The organism is Acetobacter senegalensis (assembly GCF_001580995.1).
Classification (GTDB): domain Bacteria; phylum Pseudomonadota; class Alphaproteobacteria; order Acetobacterales; family Acetobacteraceae; genus Acetobacter; species Acetobacter senegalensis.
The window spans coordinates 41888-61378 of record NZ_LHZU01000128.1; the positions used below are offsets into that span (position 1 = coordinate 41888).

Consider the following 19491-nt stretch of genomic DNA (forward strand, 5'->3'; position numbering starts at 1 on the left):
ACGATATTCACGACTGACGCCGATCCCGCAAGCGGGCCCATGTTTCAAGCCGGTGTCGGACCTCCCGTTCATACCCCCTGCCGGTAGGATTATAGAAGGTCTGACGCTTCATCCCGTCCGGAAAATAATTCTGGCCGGAGAAGCCTTCTTCCGCGTCATGATCATATTCATACCCCTTGCCGTAGCCGATATCCTGCATCAGCCGTGTGGGCGCATTCAGAATATGGGCTGGCGGCATCAGGCTGCCTGTCGCCTTGGCGGCACGGCGCACCGCACCATAAGCTTTATAAACGGCGTTTGATTTGGGGGCCGTGGCCAGATGCACCACAAGCTGGGCCAGCGCCAGTTCCCCCTCCGGCGAACCAAGCCGTTCGTACGTTTCCCACGCGGCAATAGCCAACGGCAGAGCGTGCGGGTCTGCCATGCCAACATCTTCCGCCGCAAAGCGTGTCAACCGGCGAGCCAGATAACGGGGGTCCTCCCCACCTTCCAGCATCCGGGCAAACCAGTACAACGCCGCATCCGGGTCTGACCCGCGCAGGGATTTGTGCAGGGCGGAAATCAGATTGTAATGTTCTTCACGGTCCCGGTCATACAACACGGCCCGCTTGGCCAGCAGCCGGGCGAGTGCCTGCGCATCCAGCGGCTGTTCCGTTTTCAGGCTGAGAAGCTGCTCGACCATGTTCAGCAGATAACGGCCATCCCCGTCCGCCATGGCACGCAATGTGGCGCGCCCTTCTTCCGTGAGGGGGAGCGGCCGCCCCGTTTCCTCTTCTGCGCGCACCAGCAGGGCTTCCATAGCGGAATCGTCCAGCCGGTTCAGCACCATCACCTGACAGCGCGACAAAAGTGCCGAGTTCAACGCAAAGGACGGATTCTCGGTTGTCGCCCCGACCAGCACAATGGTGCCGTCTTCCACCACGGGCAGAAACCCGTCCTGCTGGGCACGGTTGAAACGATGAATTTCATCTACAAACAGCAGTGTACCGCCACCGGCTTCCGCCTGCCGCCGCGCATTTTCAAACGCTTTTTTCAGGTCTGCCACGCCGGAAAACACGGCTGAAAGCTGCACAAACTTCAAACCTGCCGCCTGTGCAAGAAGGCGGGCAATGGTGGTCTTCCCCACACCCGGGCCGCCCCACAGAATCAGACTGGCCAGAGAGCCCCTTTCCAGCATGCGGGTAAGGCTGCCATCCGGCCCCAGCAAATGCCCCTGCCCCACCACATCTTCCAGCCGGTTGGGCCGAAGCCTGTCCGCCAGCGGTTGGTTAGGGGCAGAACGCGCCGAGGCAGACATGGCAGCATCAAAATTCGGCGGAGGTGCATCCTCCCCAAAAAGATCTCCCGCCATGGGCGTTGTCCGCCGTGCCGCCATACCCTTATCGCCTTGTTCTATCCTGGTCCGCGTTACTGCCCCTGCTTTGCAAACAGCCGACGCACTTTTATTCCGTCTTTCTATATCGGCCTGTAGCCCGGCTTTTTCCAGCCACCCCCGGAAAGAATCCGAGACCGACCACGCCCCATCAGTGTCTTTGCTTGCCTACAGGACGCTCCGCGACGGAGAACGCAGCCCTTATGCTTCATACTGGTACCATCAGAAAAACTGGGGCACCTCCCTAAGGACGGAGGAGCAATAGGTTTTTAGGAAGCTGCTTGAGAACTCTGTCGGATCGGTCTGGCAGGTCTCTTTTGAGACTGAATGCACTGAGTTTTCGCCCCGGTCGCTAACGTCAGGTCTTCAACTTCGCCTTTCTGCATCAAAAAGCCCTCACCAACCTCCTTCTACTGATTTTTTAAACCAGCTTCTAAACTCAACACTGCACACGACAGCCCGAACCTGAGAAAATCAGGTGGAAACTCCTCTACCGCCGACATTCATGGCCGTCCGGTTTCTTATTCAGGCTGAGCAGGAAGCGTAAATGTATTGGGGGGAATGCTGATCCCCGTATGCACATCAAACAGTGTCACACGCGTCTCGCGTCCCTGTGCGTCCAGTACGCTCCATGACCGCAAAGAGAGGGGTTTGTCATGAAAGACCAGAGTCAGACTACCATCCCCTGGAGAGGACGTTCGCACCAAGGACACCTGAACAAGGCCACTTTCATGCGCAAAACCTGTTACCGTCACATCATCAGACAGGCTGATATGCTGGCGTAGCAACAACCCCAGTGGAGTCCGTTCCATGGGAATAACCGTGGTCTGGTCCAACTGGTTATCCCGGAACACCACCTTGCCTTCGTTCGCCACCAGTACAAGCGGGGTTGGCGGATCATACGCCAGACGCATCTGACCGGGGCGCTTCATCCACACCACACCGGTTGTCCGCTTACCATCCGCATCCAGTTGCTGCATCCGCGCCTGAAAGGTGGTGGCACTGTTCAGCGTCTGCTCGATCTTCGCCAGCCAGGCACGGTCAGAATCGGAGAGCGGTGCCGCTTCTGGAGCAGACGTCTCTTGTTGGGGCACGGACATCCGTGCTCCAGCCTCCTGAGCCGATGCCACGGGCAAGAAGCTCACCACAGCAACGGGCAGCAGCACGGCACCGGCCATCAGACACTGACGAAACGAGGAAAAGGCGCGCAAAACCTTGGTCATATGTTCTGTTATTCCTACTCGTGGCCCATGAGGCACAAAGCCTGCCACCAGACAGCCTTCTCACGCCATTATTATGGCAGCGTGCCGCAAACAGTAAGAGGCTGCCTCAAAAGTCCTGAATGAAGAACGGGCTGGGCCTTTTTACGTCAGAGACCATGCCTTACAACCATATCAGCGCAAGCCGGTTCTCTTTGAAACCACCGCCCATCACCTCATACAGCGATAAGCCCGAGTGCAAGCGCCAGTGCGACTGCCAGTCCAATTTCACGGCTGAAGCGAAACTGTGACAGGCACATGGCTGGATCGGCCGGATTAACGCCAGCCGCCTGCCGCGCCAGCAGCACAACCGGCAGAAGCAGCGCGGGCCAGAACAGCAGACCAACACCCGCCAGCCCTCCGGCAAGGACCAGCAACACCACCATTCCCGCATAGCAGGCGCCAATGAACCCCCGCGCCTGCGATGCCCACAAACGAGACGTGGACTTCACGCCAATGCGGGCATCGTCCTCCATGTCCTGAAAGCCGTATATGGTATCAAATCCAAGCTGCCACAGGATAGTCGCACCATAGAGCGCCGCCTGAGCCCAGGAGAGTGAGCCTGCAGCAGCGGCATACCCCATGGGCGCGCCAAACCCGAACGTGAAGCCCATCACCAGTTGCGGCCACCACGTAAACCGCTTTGCCAACGGATACAGGGCCACCAGCACCAGAGAAGACACACCAAGCAGGCAGGATAATCCGTTCAACTGCACCAGAACCGCCAGCCCGATCAGCAGCAGCAGCAGCAGAAACAGGGTGGCCTGCCGCATGCTCAACGCTCCGGATGCCAACGGCCGCCCTGCCGTGCGCGCCACCTGCCGGTCAATATCGCGGTCCCACATATCATTCACCACGCAGCCCGCCGCGCGCATGACAAGACTGCCAATGCCAAACAGGATAATCAGCCGCACCCGTTCTGCCACCGCCACATCACGCGGCAGCAGGATGCCCCACACCCCGGGCAGAAACAGCAGCCAGGTGCCAATGGGCCGATCAAGCCGCGCCAGCAGGGCATAAGCCCGCAACCCTGCCGGAAGACGGGCAATCCACCCCGTGGTTTTGATATCAGTATGGGAAGAAGAGGCTGATACGGACACGGGGCTGACTTATCCCTGATTGCTGAAACTTTTTATGAATGGCAGCCATAAAAGCTGCCTGAACAGCTTCTTACAGAATCGCCAGCCCTCAAACCACCCGTGCCATGAAGATGCACGTTCATCTAACCGCCCTGACTGCCCTCTGCAGCAGCATCAAAACGATAATCCGCAGCTTTCATACGACGATTGGAAGCCCGCCACAAATCGGCTGGCCATGAAGCACTTTGCATAACGCCCCGTTCCCGCCTAAATGTGGCCTCCTTCTCCTCTGGGCGTTCCGCCCGCTCTCCTTTTAGCCAGATTATCCGAGTATGAGCGTCCACGCCCACCTGCCCCGCCTTTACCTGCCAGCCGACGCCCTTCCCGCAGCAGCGGCTGGGTCCGCCTGCCCGCTCCTTCCTGCGCAAGCCCGCTATCTGGGCACGGTTCTGCGCAAGCAGGCGGGCGATTCCGTGCGCGTCTTCAACGCCAGCGTGGGAGAATGGCTGGCAACACTGGGAGACATCCGCAAAGACAAAGGCAGCCTGACCTTAACGGAACGCCTTCGCACACCGCAGACACTCCCTTCCCTTGTTCTTGCTTTCGCCCTGCTGAAACGCGATGCCACGGATCTGGTCCTGCGCATGGGCACGGAACTGGGCGTCACGTCTTTCCAGCCCCTGATAACCGAGCGCACCAACACCCACCGCGTCAATCTTGACCGCCTGACCGCCATTGCAACTGAAGCTGCGGAACAGTGCGAACGGATGGATATTCCGGAAGTGGCCAAACCCTGCGCCCTGACAACGCTGCTAGGCACATGGCCGGAAAACCACCGTCTGTTCGCGGCCGTAGAACGCACGCAGGACAGAGGGCTGGCCCCAAGCCTGACCTTCCACCATGCCCGGGCCGGTGATGGCCTGCTGATTGGCCCGGAAGGCGGTCTGAGTGATACGGAATGTCAGGCCCTGCTTGCGCGCCCCTTTGTTGCCCCGGTATCACTTGGACCATTGGTGCTTCGGGCAGATACCGCCGTAGCGGCCGGACTGGCATTGATGGGTGATGGCTTGCGCTCTGCGCAGGATCAGTCACAATAACCTGACTTCTCCGTTCTGGGCCGTGCAGCGTCACGGCCCGATTTTCAAGGAACAATACGCTCTCATGTCCAACGCTGGTGCCCTAGACGACACGCCTGTCCGCTCTGTTTCGCAGTTGGCCGAAATTCTGGCGCAGGGATGCAAACCTCGAGACGCGTGGCGCATTGGCACCGAGCATGAGAAATTTGGCTTCATCCGCCCGGAAGCCGCCAGCAATGGCAGCAACCCACAGGGGGGCCGCCCAGCCTATGCCGCCCCACCCTACGCCCCTGCCGGGATTGAAGACCTGCTTATGGGGATGCAGAAAAGCGCGCCTGATGAATGGCAGCCCATTATGGATGCCGGCAGCATTATCGGTCTGAAAGGCCAGAATGATGCCAAAGGCGCTGGAATTTCGCTTGAACCGGCGGGACAGTTTGAACTTTCCGGTGCGCCGTTGCGAACATTGCATGAAACCGCGCAGGAACTGAACGACCATTATGAAACAGTGCGCCCCTTGGCCCGCAAGCTGGGCCTAGGCTTTGCACCACTGGGGTTCCACCCAACCGCCAGCCGCGCAGATCTGCCGTGGATGCCCAAATCCCGCTACGCCATCATGCGGGATTACATGCCCAAGGTGGGCAAACTGGGACTGGACATGATGCAGCGCACCTGCACGGTGCAGGTTAATCTGGATTTTGGTTCGGAACAGGACATGGTGCGTAAGATGCAGGTCTCGCTGGCCCTGCAACCTGTTGCGACCGCCCTGTTCGCCAACTCGCCGTTTGTCGAGGGCAAGCCCAACAACTTCCTCTCCAACCGGGCACGGATCTGGACGGATACGGACAATGGCCGTTCCGGCATGCCTGCCTGCGTGTTTGAAAAAGATTTCGGTTTTGAGCGCTACGCAGAGTGGGCGCTGGATGTGCCGATGTATTTCATCATGCGCAATGGCAAAATGCGCAACGTGGCAGGCCGGTCTTTCCGCGCCTGGATGAATGGTGAGCATCAGGACGGTCTGGAAGATGTCACCCCTACGCTGGGTGATTTTGAAGACCACCTGACCACAGCTTTCCCGGATGTGCGCCTGAAGCAGTTTCTGGAAATGCGGGGAGCCGATGCGGGCTCCTTTGAAATGATGATGGCGCAGTCCGCCCTGTGGGTTGGTCTACTTTATGATGATGCCGCACTGGAAGCTGCTTACGAACTGGTATGTGAACGCCCGTGGGAAGACTACGTAAAGCTGCGGAGCCTTGTGCCCATGCAGGCCCTGGATACGCCATGGGGTGAAGGCACTGTGCGCGATCTGGCCGCACAGATGATCGGCATTGCCATGGATGGTTTGCAGGGGCGTGGAATTGTGGATGAGAACGGCGTGGAAGAATGGGCCTATCTGGCCCCCCTCACCGCTCTTGCCGCTGGTGCCCCCACACAGGCTGAACGGTGGCTGGACCGCTATTACGGAGCATGGATGGGTGACACCAGCCGGATCTTCCTGGAAAGCGAGATCTGATCACCCGCGCATAAACAGGCGGCTTGCACTTAAAGCCGCCGCACTTGCCGCAACACAGGTGGCAGCCAGCAGGCAGGCCCGCGCGCCTTCATGCGCAAACTGCGCGAAGAACGCCGCAACCCCCATCGCCCCAAACGCCTGCCCGGCCTGACGCGCCACCTGCACCATGCCACTGGCCCCGCCAGCACGGGCATGGGAGACAGAAACCATCATGGCGCGATTATTGGGCGGCTGAAAAAAGCCGAACCCCCACCCGGCTACTGCCGTGCGCCAGGCGATATCAAAAACCGAGGGCTGCAACGGTAAAAGCCACAGCAGCAAAAAGCCGGTTGCCGTGACAGAAAGCCCGATGGATGACAGCACACCGGCAGAAACACTATCTGCCACGCGCCGCACCACGGGGGCGGCACACATGATGCCAATAGGCCATGGTGTAATCAGCAAGCCCGTCAGCGCGGCGCTCAGCCCCAGTTCGTCATGCAAAGTGAACGGCATGGAAATAATGTAGAAATTGGAAGCGACAAACCCCAGAAAGCCCGTGACAAACGCCACGGTGAAATCTGGCTTGGCCAGCAGATCAACCGGCAGAATGGGCTGCGGTGCTTCCGCTTCCCGCCGCACCAGTACCACACCAGCACCAAGCCCGATCAAAATCAGGCAGACAGACAGGGCAACATTGCCGTGATGGGAGAGTTCATCACACCCCATAACCAATGCCCCTACGCCCAGAATGCACAGAAAACTGCCCAACGTGTCAGATTTCTGATTGCTCCGGGGCGTTTCCGGCAATGCCTTGAACGCCATAATAAGCGCCAAAGCCCCCAACGGCAGATTGACCCAGAACAGCCACGGCCAGGAAGCAACACTCAGAATAACGGCTGCCGCTGTAGGGCCAAGCGCCACCCCCACAGCCACAACCACGCCGTTCAGGGCAATGCCACGCCCGATTTCCGCATGAGGGTAAATAAAGCGCAGCAGCGCAATATTTACGCTCATGATGCACGCGCCCCCAATGCCCTGCAGCACCCGCGCGCCCGCCAGCATGGGCAGGGAGGTTGCCGTAGCGCATAGCAGGGAGGAAACCATGAACACCATGATCCCCACCCGGCAGAGGCGGGAAAATCCGACCTTACTTCCCAAAGACGCCAGAGGCAGAAGGGAGACCAGACTGGCAAGCTGATAGGCGTTCACCACCCAGATTGAGGATGAAGCTGATGCGTGGAGATCGCGCCCGATATCCGGCAAGGCCACATTGGCAATGGCGTAATCCAGCAGCGCCAACAAAACGGAAAGAGAGACAGCAATCACAGCCAAGGTGCGTGCCGAACCCTGCAAGCCATCGGTAGAAGGGGAAGTTGTTACGCGCTCAGCCGGATGCGCAAGGTCTGTCATGGGCTTGCCGAAGCTCCTGTTTCATTCGCGTCATGATCTTGCGCCGCGCGCTTCTGTGCCATTCCTCTTCCTAAAGAGAAAGCATTTTATCTCGGCTTCCGCCTTCGTATGATGCGTTGCGGTGCGCATGTGCGTCGCTCCACACGAAAACGTGCAATCCACTTGATATAACATGGCCTGTTTTACGCGATGGGGCATTCTCCCTGTTCTCACATCCTTGTGCCCAAAGTTTTTCACGGAATGCGGCAGGCTGAAACAGTTTGCCCGCAAGGAAGGAGTTGACATCCCCCAGCCACCTCGCTCCATCCTCCGATCATGACGCCTCTTCTCGCTACGGTTCTGACAGCCGCCGCCATTCTGACATTGGTTTTCCTGATTGGATGGGTACGCCTCAACCCGTTCATCACGCTGTTTATCGTCTCGGTTGGGCTGGCGCTGGTCGCCGGTATGCCGGCCGAGAAAGCCGTGGCGTCGTTTGAGGCGGGCATGGGCCATGTGCTCGGGCATGTTGCGGGGGTTATGGCCCTTGGCACCATGCTGGGAAAGATTCTGGCTGAAACGGGAGGCGCTGATCAGATTGCGCTCACCATTTCCCGCGTTGCGGGCAAAAGGCGGCTGAACTGGGCCATGATGGTGATCGGCCTGCTGGTTGGTCTGCCTGTGTTTTATGAAGTCGGGTTTGTGTTGCTGATTCCGCTTGCTGTTGTGCTGTCCCGCCAGAACAGCCTGCCATTGACCATGCTGGCGTTTCCTATGGCGGCAGCACTCTCGGTTACGCACGCCATGGTGCCGCCTCACCCCGCAACACTTCTGGCCATTTCCGCCTATCATGCCCACACCGCGCGCACATTGTTCTGGGGGATACTGGTGGGCACACCCATCGCCGCAATTGCCGGACCTCTTTACGCCTATTACATTGTTCCCCGTTTGGGAGAGATTGAGCCCACACCTCTGGCCGCCCAGTTCACGCGCGCGTCTTCCCCGCAGAAACGTCCTTCTTTTGTCCTGTCCTGCCTTACGTTGCTGATGCCTGTTATCCTCATGCTCGGTGGCGCGGTGGCGGAAATGATCTATCCTCCGGCCGCATGGCAGTATCGGCTGCTGCATTTTCTGGGAAATACAGATATCGCCCTGCTGGTCGCAACCCTGATGTCCTTCTGGCTGCTCGGTAGCGTCAGTGGTCTCTCGCGCGAGACCATTCTGCGCTTTTCCAACGAATGTCTGGCCCCCACAGCAACCATCATGCTGCTGATTGGCGCGGGCGGCGGATTTGGCCGGGAGCTGATTGACAGTGGCCTCTCCCATTCCATTACGGACATGGCACTGGGCGCACATGTTCCGCTGCTGGTGCTGGCATGGCTGCTCGCGCTTCTGGTCCGCATTGCCACTGGGTCCGCAACGGTGGCCACCACCACAGCATCAGGCATTGTTGGCCCCATTCTGGCGTCTTCCCCCACGGTGTCACCAGAACTGCTGGTGCTGGTAACTGGTGCCGGGTCAGTCGGGCTGAGTCTGATGAATGATGCCGGATTCTGGCAGATAAAAGAATATCTGGGCATGAATCTCAGCCAGACCCTGCGCAGTTGGACGGTTATAGAAACCCTGATCGCGATACTCGGCCTGCTGATCTGCCTGCCGCTTTCATGGATTATTCACTGAGATACAAATCGCCAGATTGGGCTATTGTAAAATCCTGCCCCAAACAAAAAAATGCTTCCTTCCCGAAAGAAGAAAGCATTTCTTTACAATAACCAATACCAGAAAACCGATATCTCAGCGATCGGCATAAGGGTTTTTTGTGCCACGCAACTGTAAGCGAATAGGCACGCCCGGCAGATCAAACGTTTCACGCAGGCCATTGACCAGATACCGCTTGTAATCTTCCGGCAGCAATTCCGCACGGGTGCCGAAAATAACAAACGTGGGCGGGCGGGACTTCACCTGCGTCATATAACGCAGCTTCAGGCGACGGCCTTCCACCAGCGGCGGGGTATGGCGTTCAAGCGCTGCTTCAAACCAGCGGTTGAGTTCGCCTGTTGGTACCCGCGCGTTCCATACCGTCCACGCATCTCGCACGGCAGGAAGCAGACGACGCAACCCTGCCCCGGTCAGCGCAGAGAACGTTACCACCGGCACGCCGCGCATCTGCGCCAGAGAAATGCTCAGCCGATCCAGAATGGCTTTGCGCGTGCCAACCCGGTCTTCCACCATGTCCCATTTATTGAGGGCCAGAACACACGCACGGCCTTCCCGCTCAATCAGGCGGGCAATCTGCAAATCCTGCTCATGCACGCCCAGCGTGGCATCAAGCACCAGCACAGCGACTTCCGCCATTTTCAGTGCTTCGATGGAAGCTGAGACGGACATTTTTTCCAACGCCTCATCAATCCGCGCCTTACGGCGCAGACCGGCGGTGTCCACAACCTCGAACTCGTCACCATCATCATAAAGCGTAACAGCAACCGAATCGCGGGTCAGCCCCGGTTCTGGGCCGGTAATCATCCGCTCTTCACCCAGAAGGGCGTTCATCAGGGTAGATTTCCCCGCGTTGGGGCGACCAACAATGGCAAGACGCATGGGGCCTTTGGGGCCGACATCAGGAACGTCCTCGCCTTCTGGAAGATCGACGTCATCAACGGCAAAGTCTTCTTCCGGAAATTCTGGCTCTTCCGGCTCTGGTTCCGGGGGCAGATGCTCCACAATTTCAGACATGAGGTCAGCAAGACCTTCCCCATGCTCGGCAGAAACTGCAACCGGTTCACCCAACCCAAGTGCATAGGCTTCCATGGCGGAGGCAGCGCCGGACCGACCTTCGGCCTTGTTAGCCACCAGCAACACCGGACGGCCCTGACGGCGCACCCATTGGGCAAAATGCTCATCTGCCGGGGTAATGCCGGCACGGGCGTCCACACAGAACAGCACCAGCGCCGCGTTCACCATCGCACCTTCGGATGACGAGCGCATGCGGCCGAACAAGGTATCCGGCGCGGCTTCTTCCAACCCGGCAGTATCAATCAGGCGGACATGCCGGCCGCGTAGAATGGCCAGACCTTCCTTACGGTCCCGCGTCACGCCGGGGGTATCTGCCACCAGAGCCTGACGCCGTCCAACCAACCGATTGAAAAGAGTGGATTTTCCAACATTGGGGCGGCCAACAATGGCCACGACCGGTAGATCACCGGAAGGAAGCGGCGCAACAGGCCGCATGGGCCGACGGCGATCAGCCATAAGAGCGCAGCTTTCCGTCGTTTGTTACAATCAACATTTGCTCATCAACAACAATAGGCGGCACGAAAGAAACCGCATCAGAGGAATCAACGGAGATAATGCCACCGGTTACAGGGTTAACCCGCACCACTCCGTTGCCGGGCAGGGTACTGATGCAAACCAGTTGTCCCCCTGCCATAACGGGGCCCATCCACGTTATGATATCTTTGCTCACATCCACACGGCGGAAGCGACGCAACTGCGTAATCCAGCGCACATGGCCGGAAAGACGATCAATACAGGTTAGCTGTTCGTCCAGAGACACCACAAACAGCCAGTCCCCTACGCACAGAATGCTGTTCTGGCTGGCAACGGCACGCTCCCACAGGCGGCGCCCGGTCCGAATGTCCACCGCGGCCAGAACCTGCGCCATACTGACAGCATAGACAGTGCTGTCCACCACCACGGGCAGACCGCGCACACAGGTCAGGTTCAGGGTGCTGGCCTGGCTGCTTACGTTGCCAAGCATGTCGCTCCACACAACCTCACCCGTTTCAGCACGGAAGGCCACCAGGTCTCCCCCGCCAAAGCCACCAATCACCACGCCATTGGCATAGGCTGGCGCGGGCAGACCAAACACCGTTGTATCTGCCTGCGTGGCCCCATAGGACCAAAGCTGGCGGCCTGTAGCGGCATCCAGCGCAAAAAAGCGTTCATCAATCGTGCCAAAAAAGACACGTCCATCAACAACCGTAGGAGCGGACCGACCAGGAGTGCCGATATCTGACCGCCACTTCACCTTGCCGGTTGAGGCATTGACCGCCAGCGCTTCTGAAATGGCGCTGACAATATAAACCGTGTCTCCATCCACAGCCACGCCGCCGCCCAGATTGCTGGAGCGCATCTTTTTAGGCTTGGGGTCAACCGTCCAGAGATGAGACATGCGTGGCCAAGAGAACGCCCGCACAATGCCCTGCGCATCCATAATGAACAGGCGACCATTCTGGATAACAGGGGAAGACTGGATCAGCCCGCGGCCAAAACCGCCCAGCGCCGCCCATGCCAGCATGTCCGGCTCGGAAATACCGGCCCCGATGGATTTGGACCACCGTTCCCGTAGCCCAGCCCACTTATAGTTGCTGCCCACATGGGAGCTCACACGCCCCACCAACGGCCATTCAGAAACCGTGATCGGATCTGGCAGGGTGATGGAGGTATGGTCTTCCTTGTCTACTTCCAGACCGGAACCGGAGGACAGCACATCTGTCCGGTGGCCAGCCAGAATGGGCTTTTCGTCTTCATCAAACAGGCTGCATCCGGCCAGCGCTGGCGCAAGCGCCGCCCCGGCCAGAAGTTTCCGGCGCGCCAGGGAGGCCCGCACAACGGTAGAAAAGCGCGTCTTGGTCATGAAATGCCTCACCCTGCCGAAGGATCCAGTGCCTGGGTCATTGCCTGCGCCCGGCTTCTTACGCCAGAGGGCACATCATCCGCCGCAGCCAGTTCTGCAAATTTCTTGCGGGCATCATCCATATGCCCTTCCCTTACATCCAGCGTGGCGAGCGCTTCGGTCGCCAGCCCATGCCATGCCTTGTCCTTGCCCGTCAGCACGGAAAGGCGCGAGCGCAGGCTTGGAATGTCACCTGCATCAATCTGTTTCTGGCACCACAACAGCGTGGCAAGCTGGCGCAGGAGCGGGTCTGCCTTCTGGTCATTCTGCACGGCATCCCATGCCGCCAGCGCCGCTTTGATGTCGCCATGAGCGGCCTGCACAGCCCCTTCCTGCAAACGCGCAAGGGTGGCAATGCCATCAGGGCTGGAGGCTGCGAGCTTCTGCAGGCTGGCAAGACCGGCCTGCGCTGTTTCACCCAAAGGCGTAAGATTTTCGGAAGCCGGAGGGAGATGATCCGTCTGCCGCAGCGCGGTCAGATAAGTGCCTGTCGCGGCAAGAGAGGCTGATTTCTGGCTTGAAAGATGCCAGGACCATGCGCCCGCACCTGCCAGAACCACCACAAGCACCCCAAGCCCCAGCCCCGCGTAACGACGGGCGGCCTGCCGCAGGCGCTCTGCCTTCAGTTCGTCATCAACTTCCTTGAAAACATCTTCTGCCACGTCTGGCCCGTTCCCGTTCTGGCTAACTATAAGTGCGTAACGGGCATATCTGCCCTACATGCACGCATCATACAAGGCACCACTCCGGAAAGACAGCCCCTAACAGGCGTGCACCGCGTGCGTTTTCCCCCATACCGGACAGGACGTTGCCCGACCGGCATGCCTCCCGCCGGACACTTTATTTAGTGAGACGCCCCTCCGAACTTGCTGCTTCCCGTCTTGAGGGTTGCCGTCATGCGGCTGAAATTGGCTGCAATCCGCTTCTGCACCGCAGCACTGCCTTCATGAATGTGCGCAATTTTTTCGCGCGCTTCATTGCTGATGGCTGTTTCTTCCTTATTGGCAGTGCGCGCAACACAACTGTTATAGGCGCGGGCCGCTTTTTCGTAGGCCGTGGCTTTGTCAACGCTGGCGTTATAATGTTCGACCGAGGAGACATCCATGGAAGGCATGGTGGGCTCAGCACCGCAGGCTGATGCCGTCCAGGCGGTGGTAGCGGCTTGCGCCTTACCGCCCGCAGTCGGCAGGCTCGCCATAACGGCTACGCCACAAACCAGAAAAAAACCTTTCCTCATTTTTTTTATTCCCTGTGATAAGCAACCTCTCCTGCCTGACACACCACAAAGGTAAAAATCAGGCGGCCGCTGCAACGCCGGGTTCATGGCACAGGCTGTATAAATGTCCAGACCCTCTTCACGCAGCACGGGCTCACGCCCATCCTCTCCCCTGCCTTGGAAAAAACAAAAGGGCGGTATAACAGAGGTCTAATGCGTATTCTCTTCATCACGGCCACACGCCTGGGCGATGCCGTGCTCTCCACTGGCCTGCTGGCACATCTGATACGCACCATACCTGATGCCCGTTTTACCATTGCCTGCGGCCCTGTCGCCGCCGGGCTGTTCCAGAACCTGCCGGGACTCGACAAAGTGCTGGTGATGGACAAACGCAAATACGATCTGCACTGGCTGGATTTATGGAAAGCCTGCATCGGGCAGAAATGGGATCTGACCATTGATCTACGCGGCTCTGCCACCACGCTTTTTCTCCGTAGCCGTAAAAGACTGATCATGCGCGGCGGTCGTCGGCCCGGCCGACGCGTAACCCACCTGGCCAAGGTGCTGGGACTTACCCCACCTCCATTGCCTACCGTCTGGCTGAGCGAAGCAGACAAAGCTGTTGCGGCGGCTACCTTACCGGCAGACCAGCCACTTATCGCATTGGGGCCAACCGCCAACTGGACCGGAAAGATCTGGCCCACAGACCGTTACCTGCCGTTATGGGACGCCCTTTCCGCCACCATGCCTCAGGCTCGACCTGTCATTTTCTATGGTCCCGGCCCGCAGGAGCGCGCCCTTGCGGAACCCGTTCTGAACGCCCTTCCCAATGCGGTGGATGCAGGCGGTCATTTCTCGCTGCCTCAGGTTGCCGCCATGTTGGCCCGCTGCCGCCTGTATATCGGCAATGATTCCGGCCTCATGCATCTGGCCGCCGCGACAGGCACTCCCACACTGGGGCTATTTGGTCCCTCTCGTGCGTCAGAATACGCACCCTCAGGCAAACATACGGCATGGGTGATTGCTCCGGGGCCAGAAGGCGACGCGCCGATTGCGGGCCTGAGCGTTCCCACGGTTGCACAAGCCGCAAGGCGCCTGCTGGCGGAAACAGATTTATGAGCCCGATCATGCCGCACTCTCCTCTACCTGCCTCCTCCGGCCCCAGCGCGCCCCTCCGTGTCGCGCATGTGATGGCCGGTGCGGCGACAGGCGGTGCTGAACTGTTTTTTGAACGTCTGTGCATCGCACAGGCGGCCTCGGGGCTATCCGTGCTCCCCGTTATTCGACGGGAAAAAGCCCGCGCCCAGCGGATGCAGGCGGGCGGTATTGCCCCGACAGAACTCACCTTTGGCGGCATGGCGGACCTTACCACCCGCTGGCGTCTGAAACGGGCCCTTACGGCCTTTGCACCCCGTGTCACGGTTGCATGGATGAACCGTGCAGCCCGCTTCACCCCAAAGGGAAACTGGGTTTTAGCCGGGCGACTGGGCGGGTTTTATGATCTTTCTTATTATCGCCGATGCGACCATCTGATTGGCAACACACATGGTCTGGTCCGGTGGATGAAGGAACAGGGCTGGCCGGAAAACCGTGTGCATTATCTGCCCAATTTCGCCACGGACCTTGCCGATACGGCCCCTGTCCGTCCCGATGGCGTGCCGCCCGATGCCCCTTTTATTCTGGCGCTTGGCCGCCTGCATAAGAACAAGGCGTTTGATGTACTGATCCGCGCCATGCGGTATTTACCCGGCCAATGGCTGGTGATCTGCGGAGAAGGTCCGGAACGCGAAGCGCTTGAAGCACTTGCCCGACAGGAAGGGGTCGCCGACCGTGTGCTGATGCCGGGCTGGGCCACACAACCGGGAGGATTGATCCGTGCCTGCTCCGTGCTGGTCTGCCCTTCCCGTCATGAGCCGCTGGGGAATGTGGTGATTGAAGGGTTTTCCGCCCTTAAACCGGTTGTGGCTGCGGCGTCTCAGGGACCTACGGAATTGATCCGTTCTGGAGAAAACGGTCTGCTGGCTCCCGTAGAAGATGCGCAAGCTCTTGCACACCAACTTGGCACAGTTCTGGAAGACCCCGCTCTTGCGCATAGGCTGGCCCTTGCAGGGCGCGCGGATTATGACCAGATATTCGCCACTGGCCCGGTTCTAACTGCCTGGCAGCAGTTTCTCTCCTCAGTGGAGGCCCCCTGATGTGCGGCATTGGCGGACTGGTCTATACCCGCGGCACATCCCCAAAGCCGCAGGATGTGCTGGACCGCATGGCCGCAGCCCTGAAGCATCGCGGGCCAGACGGTGCTCATTTTGCCCGCCTGCCGCATGCTGATCTGGTTCATACCCGCCTGTCCATTATTGATCTGGCCGGTGGAGACCAGCCGCTTTCCGCAGGGACGGGTACGCTTATTGCCAATGGCGAGATTTATAATGACCCCCAAATCCGTCACCAGATCGGGCAGAGCCATTTCAAAACCGGCAGCGACTGTGAATCCCCCTTGCTTTTATGGGAACGCAACGGAACAGATTATGCTCGGGGGCTGCGGGGCATGTATGCCATCGCCCTCTATGACAGCGCACAGGAAGAACTCCTCCTCTCCCGTGATCCATTCGGCATAAAGCCACTTTATGTCACGGAATTTGACGGCGGACTGGCGTTTGCATCAGAACCCGGTGTACTGCTGGCCGCAGGGCTCGCGCCCCGCACAATGCGCCCATCCGCACGAGATGAATTGCTGCAACTTCAGTTCACCACCGGGCGGGAAACCATTTTCAACACCATTCATCGCGTCATGCCCGGTGAAACGGTACGCGTCGTCCAAGGTCGTATTCTGGATCGCCAGCATTGTTCGGCCCTGCCTGACGTGCAGCCTGATCAACCCGCACTTGGGGAAGAAGACGCCCTTCATCGGCTTGATGCTGCCCTGATGAACAGCGTGCAGGCCCATGAGCGCTCTGATGTGCCTTTTGGCCTGTTCCTCTCCGGTGGCATAGACAGCGCCAGCCTGCTGACCGCCATGGCGCGCCTGCCGCGCCCGGAAAAGCTCCGCACATGGACTGCCGTTTTTGAAGCCAGCAACGCAGCGGATGAAGCAGATGCCGCAGCAGAACTGGCTCGCGGCGTGCAGGCCGAACATGAAACGGTGCGGATTACCGCGCCCATGGTATGGGACCACCTGCCCGCCATTGTAGCCTGCATGGATGATCCCGTAGCCGACTATGCCATTATCCCCACATGGTTCCTTGCCCGAAAAGCAGCGGAAGACGTGCGCGTCATCCTCTCGGGAGAAGGCGGGGATGAACTGTTCTGCGGGTATGGTCGATACCGGTCAGCCATCCGCCCATGGTGGCGTGGGGGGCGACGCATGTGGCGTCGTGGCATGTTTGATGGGCTGAATGTACTGCGCACCCAACCGGCCGACTGGCGTGATGGCATCATGGCTGCCGAAGTCAATGCTTCTACCGCCCCTTCTCGGCTTGCAGCGGCCCAAGCGGTGGATTGCGCCGAATGGCTCCCCAATGATCTGCTGATAAAGCTGGACCGCTGCCTTATGGCGCACGGGCTGGAAGGCCGCACGCCCCTGCTGGACCCCGTGGTGGCGGATATTGCATGGCGGCTGCCTGATACGCTGCGGGTACGTGGGGACAAAGGAAAATGGCTGTTACGCCGGTGGCTTGAACTGCATTGTCCCGCAGCCAGACCCTTTGCTCCAAAACAGGGCTTTACCGTTCCCATCGGCGCATGGATTGCCAAGGAAGCCGAGCGCCTGGGTACGTTGGTGGCGCAACAGGATTGCATTCAGGAAATTGCCCGACCAGACCGTGTACGCGCCTTGTTCCAAGCCGCCGGAGGCCGCAAGACAGGCCATGCGGCATGGACACTGCTATTCTATGCCCTGTGGCACCGCACACACATACGTGGCCTTGCCCCCGCCGGGGATGTATTTGAAACGTTAAGCCAGTAACCTCATTTCAAGAAGATCGTCCTGCTTCTGGGAGAAGACGCCATGCCACCCATCACGCATGTTGCCCTGCTTGAAAACCGAACCGTTCTGAAGCTGTCTGGCGCAGACCGTGTGAAATTTCTACAGGGCTTGGTTACAGCCGATATTGCCGCCCTCACACCCGGGACGGCAGCATGGTCCGCCTGCCTGACTCCGCAGGGACGCTGGCAGGCCGATTTCTTTATTGTAGCAGACCCCGATGACACCTGCCTGCTGCTGGACTGCGCAACGGAACAGGCCGAAGCCCTGCGCAAGCAGCTATTGCGTTTCCGCCTGCGGTCTGACGTGCAACTGGAGCCAACAGGCATACGCGTGCTGGCTGCGTGGGGAGAACGCCCGGAAGCCGCCCTGCTGGAAAACGCCATTACCTTTGCAGACCCCCGCGTGGAAGCCGCTGGCTGGCGTCTGCTTGATGCCCCGCCAGAAACCACGCTGACTGCAACCGAACAGGATTATAACCTGCACCGGCTGGTTCTGGGTCTGCCCGATGGCGTGCAGGATTGTGAAGTGGGCCGCACGCTGGTGGCAGAAACCAACATGGATCTTCTGGGCGGGGTTTCCTGGACCAAAGGCTGCTATATGGGGCAGGAAGTGACCGCACGCATGCATTACCGCACGCTGGTCAAACGTCGGCTTGTGCCTGTTGCCAGCACCGCCCCTCTGCCCGCGCCCGGCACCCCCATTCTGGCAGACAACGTAGAGGTTGGCACATTACGGTCTTCTCAGGACCATGTCGGTCTGGCCCTTCTCAAAACAGCAGCCCTTGAAAAAACCTTACTTTGTGACGGCCACAAACTGGTACCTCGTCCGCCAGCGTGGCTCACCGCAGCCCTTGATGCACCATCTTCCACCTCTGAAAATCCTGAGCCTTCATGACCTACACAGCCCCTTCCGCCGCCGTAATTGACTCCATGCTGGAGGCCGTCAATTTTGACGCATCCGGCCTGATCGCCGCCATTGCCCAGCAGCATGATACAGGCGAAGTGCTGATGATTGCATGGATGACGCGTGACGCCCTGCGGGAAACCCTGCAAACGGGCCGTGTGTGCTATTATTCCCGCAGCCGCAAAAAACTCTGGCGCAAAGGCGAAACATCCGGACAGGTGCAACATCTGCATGAAGCCCGGCTGGATTGTGATGCTGATGCCGTTCTGCTTCTGGTCAATCAGATTGGCGTGGCGTGTCACACGGGGCGCAGAAGCTGTTTTTATCGTGCATTTGAGCCGGATGGACTGGTAGAACTGACCAAACCGGAAATTGATCCCAACCAGCTCTACGGGCACACTCATTCTTAAAGCCAGAGCCCGCATCTTTCCTTCCCCGCCCCCTTCATAAAGGACGCGCGCCATGCCCTCAGCCCCACAGTCTCCCAACACTGCACGGCCTGAGGGTGAGCCTTCTATCCGCTCCGGGCACATTACTGAATACACGTTCCGCGCCATCAGCGCGTGGCCTGTGCTGGCAACGTGTCTGGCGCTTGTTCTTGCCGGTGCGTGGCTTTTTTACCTTGCAGGCCATCCTCCGATACTGTCCCCCGCGTTGCCGGTTGTTGGCATTGCCTGTTTTCTGCTGACCTTTTTCCTGCTGAAAGGCCTGATCATTCTTCAGCCGAACGAGGCCGCCGTCTGCCTGCTGTTTGGAAAATATAAGGGAACACTCACGCAGGCTGGTTTCTGCTGGCTGAACCCGTTTTATACCCGACAGAAACTCTCCCTACGGCTTAAAACCCAGGAAACAGGGCCCCTCAAGGTCAATGATGCCGTGGGGAATCCGGTAGAAATTGGTGCGGTCATTATATGGCGGGTGGCACAGGCTGCACGTGCCACACTGGAAGTAGATAATTACGGCCTTTATGTCTCAGCCCAAAGTGAGACCGCTTTGCGCCTGCTTGCCAGCCGCCATATAATGACCGCACCAATTTCTACCGGAT

General features: G+C 59.0%; 17 protein-coding genes. 9 read left to right on the forward strand and 8 right to left on the reverse strand.

Annotation, left to right across the window (positions count from 1 at the left end; all coding sequences use genetic code 11):
- Positions 1-7: 7 nt before the first annotated feature.
- The 3 genes from AD948_RS08530 to ubiA all read right to left on the reverse strand — a co-directional run bounded on the left by AD948_RS08530 (position 8) and on the right by ubiA (position 3731).
- A complete protein-coding gene (locus tag AD948_RS08530) occupies positions 8-1375 on the reverse strand; it encodes a replication-associated recombination protein A (protein WP_061471489.1) in 1368 nt (455 codons plus the stop codon).
- Positions 1376-1893: 518 nt separating this feature from the next.
- Positions 1894-2595, reverse strand: coding sequence for a LolA family protein (locus tag AD948_RS08535; RefSeq protein WP_061471490.1), 702 nt, complete (start codon positions 2593-2595; stop codon positions 1894-1896).
- A gap of 212 nt (positions 2596-2807) precedes the next feature.
- On the reverse strand, positions 2808-3731 hold the full coding sequence (ubiA, locus tag AD948_RS08540; RefSeq protein ID WP_061471491.1) for a 4-hydroxybenzoate octaprenyltransferase: 924 nt from the start codon (positions 3729-3731) through the stop codon (positions 2808-2810).
- 311 nt (positions 3732-4042) lie between these two features.
- On the opposite strand from ubiA, the gene AD948_RS08545 reads away from it, so the two are divergent.
- Both AD948_RS08545 and AD948_RS08550 read left to right on the forward strand, forming a co-directional pair.
- The gene (locus tag AD948_RS08545; protein ID WP_061471492.1) at positions 4043-4807 is read left to right on the forward strand and encodes a 16S rRNA (uracil(1498)-N(3))-methyltransferase; all 765 of its coding nucleotides are present in this window, start codon (positions 4043-4045) and stop codon (positions 4805-4807) included.
- Between the two features lie 64 nt (positions 4808-4871).
- Positions 4872-6299: a glutamate--cysteine ligase gene (locus AD948_RS08550; protein WP_058988508.1), complete on the forward strand. Its 1428-nt coding sequence runs from the start codon at positions 4872-4874 to the stop codon at positions 6297-6299.
- Here the strand turns inward: AD948_RS08550 and AD948_RS08555 are convergent, their stop codons facing one another.
- The gene (locus tag AD948_RS08555) at positions 6300-7691 is read right to left on the reverse strand and encodes an MFS transporter (RefSeq protein WP_006557546.1); all 1392 of its coding nucleotides are present in this window, start codon (positions 7689-7691) and stop codon (positions 6300-6302) included.
- 315 nt (positions 7692-8006) lie between these two features.
- Between AD948_RS08555 and AD948_RS08560 the strand changes: the two genes are divergently transcribed.
- The gene (locus AD948_RS08560) at positions 8007-9350 is read left to right on the forward strand and encodes a GntT/GntP/DsdX family permease (protein WP_061471493.1); all 1344 of its coding nucleotides are present in this window, start codon (positions 8007-8009) and stop codon (positions 9348-9350) included.
- A 114-nt stretch (positions 9351-9464) separates the two neighbouring features.
- Here the strand turns inward: AD948_RS08560 and der are convergent, their stop codons facing one another.
- The 4 genes from der to AD948_RS08580 all read right to left on the reverse strand — a co-directional run bounded on the left by der (position 9465) and on the right by AD948_RS08580 (position 13582).
- The gene (gene der, locus AD948_RS08565) at positions 9465-10919 is read right to left on the reverse strand and encodes a ribosome biogenesis GTPase Der (protein ID WP_082782373.1); all 1455 of its coding nucleotides are present in this window, start codon (positions 10917-10919) and stop codon (positions 9465-9467) included.
- A complete protein-coding gene (locus AD948_RS08570) occupies positions 10912-12306 on the reverse strand; it encodes a PQQ-like beta-propeller repeat protein (RefSeq protein WP_050942394.1) in 1395 nt (464 codons plus the stop codon). Before AD948_RS08570 ends, der begins: the two co-directional genes overlap by 8 nt.
- Positions 12307-12314: 8 nt before the next feature.
- Positions 12315-13007, reverse strand: a complete 693-nt coding sequence (locus AD948_RS08575) for a tetratricopeptide repeat protein (RefSeq protein WP_058988506.1) — start codon at positions 13005-13007, stop codon at positions 12315-12317.
- A 182-nt stretch (positions 13008-13189) separates the two neighbouring features.
- Complete coding sequence (locus tag AD948_RS08580) at positions 13190-13582, reverse strand: hypothetical protein (RefSeq protein WP_039905359.1); 393 nt, start codon at positions 13580-13582, stop codon at positions 13190-13192.
- Positions 13583-13774: 192 nt separating this feature from the next.
- Between AD948_RS08580 and AD948_RS08585 the strand changes: the two genes are divergently transcribed.
- The 6 genes from AD948_RS08585 to AD948_RS08610 all read left to right on the forward strand — a co-directional run.
- Positions 13775-14680 (forward strand): glycosyltransferase family 9 protein, encoded by a 906-nt coding sequence (locus tag AD948_RS08585; RefSeq protein ID WP_061471494.1) that lies wholly within the window; start codon positions 13775-13777, stop codon positions 14678-14680.
- Positions 14677-15756, forward strand: a complete 1080-nt coding sequence (locus AD948_RS08590; protein ID WP_082782374.1) for a glycosyltransferase — start codon at positions 14677-14679, stop codon at positions 15754-15756. The genes AD948_RS08585 and AD948_RS08590 overlap by 4 nt, the downstream gene beginning before the upstream one ends.
- A complete protein-coding gene (gene asnB / locus AD948_RS08595) occupies positions 15756-17522 on the forward strand; it encodes an asparagine synthase (glutamine-hydrolyzing) (protein WP_061471495.1) in 1767 nt (588 codons plus the stop codon). Before AD948_RS08590 ends, asnB begins: the two co-directional genes overlap by 1 nt.
- Before the next feature lie 42 nt (positions 17523-17564).
- Positions 17565-18437, forward strand: a complete 873-nt coding sequence (gene ygfZ / locus AD948_RS08600; protein ID WP_061471496.1) for a CAF17-like 4Fe-4S cluster assembly/insertion protein YgfZ — start codon at positions 17565-17567, stop codon at positions 18435-18437.
- Entirely contained in the window at positions 18434-18856 is a 423-nt protein-coding gene (gene hisI / locus AD948_RS08605) for a phosphoribosyl-AMP cyclohydrolase (RefSeq protein WP_006559819.1), read from the forward strand. The genes ygfZ and hisI overlap by 4 nt, the downstream gene beginning before the upstream one ends.
- 52 nt (positions 18857-18908) lie before the next feature.
- The coding region (locus tag AD948_RS08610; protein WP_248845971.1) for an SPFH domain-containing protein at positions 18909-19491 on the forward strand (583 nt) is incomplete at its 3' end.